This is a genomic window from Pseudomonas sp. (genome assembly GCF_026224925.1).
Lineage (GTDB): Bacteria > Pseudomonadota > Gammaproteobacteria > Pseudomonadales > Pseudomonadaceae > Aquipseudomonas.
Genome location: NZ_JAMFRV010000504.1, coordinates 1 through 3,370 on the forward strand (window position 1 = coordinate 1; position 3,370 = coordinate 3,370).

Here is a 3,370-nt window from a genome sequence, read left to right on the forward strand (position 1 = left end):
GCTGCAAATACGTAGGGGGTAAACCGCACTGGGTGGCCAGCAAACGTAAAGCCCAAGCGATGTAAGCGGCGACATTGCCCCACAATGCCCTGGCCGAAATCCGCGCATGGCGAGCGAGGCCTTCGACGAAGGGTTCCAGGTTGGTCTCCAGCAGAGACTGGCAGCGCTGATAAAAGTCGGCCTCTGCGGCCACGACCATGGTGCCCGCCGCCAGCAGGATGTTCGCCACGTTGCCTTCGGCGTCCAGTTGCAGGCCGAGGGTGTCGAACGCCAGCGGTAGCTGGCGATCCAGCAGCAGGCACGCAGCGAGGGCGCCAGGCAGCAGGGCTTCCAAATAGCTTTTGGACCAGTGCGAAAGCAAGGCACGGCGGTCTGACGCGCCATGCTCTTGGGCATAACCGGCGACGATAAAGTCCAGGTTGGGGGCCGACCAAAGTTGACTGCCCGCCATCGCCGATTGCCCCTCCCAGCGGACCAGGGTCTGTAGGTGCGGCAGGTTCCACGCAGCGAAGCGCAGGTCGAGTTCACTCAACGTGGCACGGGTGCAAACCAGCTGCGTCATGTCGTCGACCTGCGCAGCAGCCACATGAAGTATGGGCAACCAATGGCCGTGGCTACCAAACCTGCAGGAATTTGAAACGGATAGATCAGGTTGCGCCCCAGCCAATCCGCCAGAACCATCAGCAGCGCGCCGATGACCACGGCGGCGGCGAGTTGCCCGCCGGGCCGGCGAAAACCAAGCAAGCGCGCCATGTGCGGCGCCATCAAGCCAACGAAGCTTAACGGCCCGACGATCAGCGTGGCGGCCCCGCTGAGCAGGGCAATCAATATCAGTAAACTGCCACGGGCCCGTTTGACCTCCAATCCCAATGCCTGAGCTTGAGGGGCGCCCAAGTGCAACAGCGCGAGCCAGCGGGTCGAGAACGGCAGGCAAGCCAGTAATAGCGCCATGACCAACAGGGCAAAACCTGCTTCACTCGGTGACACCTGATACGTCGAGCCCGCCAACCAGGTCAGCAGGCCGCTCATGCGCGGATCACCCACCGCCATCAGCACCGCCACCAGCACACCGAACAAGGTGCTAAGGGCAATACCCGCCAGAATCAGTCGCTCAGCGGCCAATGGCGAGCGCCGCTCAAGGGCAAACAGGCCGAGCATGACCGCCATAGCGCCGAGGCTGCCGGACAGCAACTGGCCGCTGCGGGTGGGATCGGTGGCGAGAAACGCCAAGACGATCACGCCAAAGGCTGCACCCGAGCTGACGCCGATGATTTCCGGGCTGGCCATGGCGTTGTGGGTCAGGCGCTGGATCAAACATCCCGCTGCCGCAAGCATGGCGCCAGCCGCCAGCGCCGCCAATACCCGCGGCCCACGCAACGGCAACAAGCGCTGAAGTTGTTCGCCGGTGCTCAGGTGCCAGCCGTCGGGGCCTTGACCGAAGAGCAAGGCCCCGACCAGCGCCGCTGCCAGCAATGTCAGGCAACCCACGATCAACCAATTGGCCTGACGTCCAGCCAGGCTGCGCTGCTTGCCGGTGGCTTGTGGTTGGGCGACGTTGGACGGGCGCAACTTGGGCAGCAGCCACAACAACAGCGGCACGCCGAGTAGTGCCGTAGCGGTGCCGGTGGGCACTTCGTGATAACCGGCCGGGATGCGCACCACCAGTGCATCGGCGAGCCACAACAACGCGGCACCGAGCAACGGCGCCCAGATCAGCCGCGACTGAAAGCGCCGAGCACCGAGCAAGCGCGCCAAGTTCGGCGCAGCGAGTCCGATAAAACCGATGACGCCGACGCTGGCCACGGTAATCGCGGCCAGTATCACGCAGAGCAACAACGTCAGCACGCGCAAGGTCGACGGTGATCCGCCCACGCTTTGCGCGTTGTGATCATTGAGTTCGAACAGGGTCAGGGCCCGGGACAACGGGGCGATTAGCGCGCCGACGATCAGCAAACTGGGCAACAGCAAGTACACCGCCGACCAGTCGTTCTGTCCAAGATTGCCGCTGCTCCACATGAACAACCCGCGCAAAAAACTGTGATTGAACAGGATCATTACGCTGGCGAACGCATCGCAGCACAGGCTGACCACCAGCCCGGCAAGGATCAGCGCCAGCGGCGAAAATCCGCGCCCGGCGGCCAATCCGAACACTAACCCCGCAGCGATCAATGCACCCACCAACGCCGGCCAGACCGGCCCATAGATCAGCAACGATGGCGCGTACAACGTGGCGATGGTGATCGCCAATTGGGCCCCGGCGCTGATGCCCAGAGTGGTCGGCTCTGCCAGCGGGTTGCGCAGTACTTGCTGCAACACACAGCCCACCAAGCCCAGTGCGGCGCCGCACAGCAGGGCGACCGTGATCCGTGGTAATTGACTGAAATGCACAATCATCTGACGCATGTCGGTGGTGTCCGGCGACCAAAGTGCCTGCAGCCACGAGGACGTTCCTAATTGGTGATGCAAGGCATCAGCGGTCAGCAGCAGAGCGATCATCGTCAGTACGCCGACCACCCCGGCAATCGCCGGGGTTCTGCGCAACAAGCCGCTCGACACACGGCCTTGGGAAACAGGCAAATCAGCCACGGTTGACCTCCGGAAGCTGCGCTGCGAGCAACCGCGCAAAACTCACCGCCGAAGGCATGCCGCCGTAAAACAGTACTTCCGGCAGCTTGATGGCATGGCCAGAACGCACGCTGGGCAAATTGCGCCACAGCGGGTTGTTCGCCAAGCGAGGTTCAAGCCCCGGCGCTGCGTTGAAATACACCAGTTGCGCGTCAGGTTGTTCGGCCAGTTGTTCGAAGCCGATGGTTGCGTAGCCCCAGCCATTGGTAGCGGTGAGCCAAGCGTTACGCAGGCCGAGCCGCACCAGCACGTCGTCAAACAGGCTGCCCTGACCGAACACCAGCGCGCGTCGCTCATCGATCACGCTGATCACCTGCAACGGCGCAATGTTCAGGTGAGCGCAGCGACGATGAGCTTCGGCGAAGGTTTGCCATGCGTTGGCCAAATAGCGTTCACCGGCTGCCAGACGCTGGATGCGTGTGGCAACGTCAACGGTCAATTGCGCAACTTGTTCAATCGGCGTTCCGTGGTCACGGGTTTCGAAAATCTCAGTGGGCGCAATGGCGTTCAAGCGTGGCTGCAGAACGCTTTGGTCGCTGCCCACGAGGATCAGATCGGGCTGCAGTTGTTGCAGCAACTCCACGACATCCGCCGCATCCTGTTCAAAACTGATTGGTCTCCCATCGCGATTGTCGCTGTGGCCATGTGCCTGCAATTCCACGCCAATAATGTGGTGTGTTTTCGAAAGCTCCGGGATCAGCCGGCCAAAGGTTGTCTGCACCGTTGACGCAGCGCCATGAATCAA

3 protein-coding genes are annotated in these 3,370 nt (G+C 62.3%); all 3 read right to left on the reverse strand.

Annotated features, from left to right (window positions below; translation table 11 throughout):
• On the reverse strand, positions 1-562 hold a 562-nt coding region (gene fhuF, locus M0974_RS21455), incomplete at its 3' end, for a siderophore-iron reductase FhuF (RefSeq protein ID WP_297841395.1).
• Positions 559-2,586 (reverse strand): Fe(3+)-hydroxamate ABC transporter permease FhuB, encoded by a 2,028-nt coding sequence (fhuB, locus tag M0974_RS21460; protein WP_297841397.1) that lies wholly within the window; start codon positions 2,584-2,586, stop codon positions 559-561. The genes fhuF and fhuB, both read right to left, overlap by 4 nt.
• A partial coding sequence (locus tag M0974_RS21465) for an ABC transporter substrate-binding protein (RefSeq protein ID WP_297841400.1) occupies positions 2,579-3,370 on the reverse strand: 792 nt, incomplete at its 5' end. The genes fhuB and M0974_RS21465, both read right to left, overlap by 8 nt.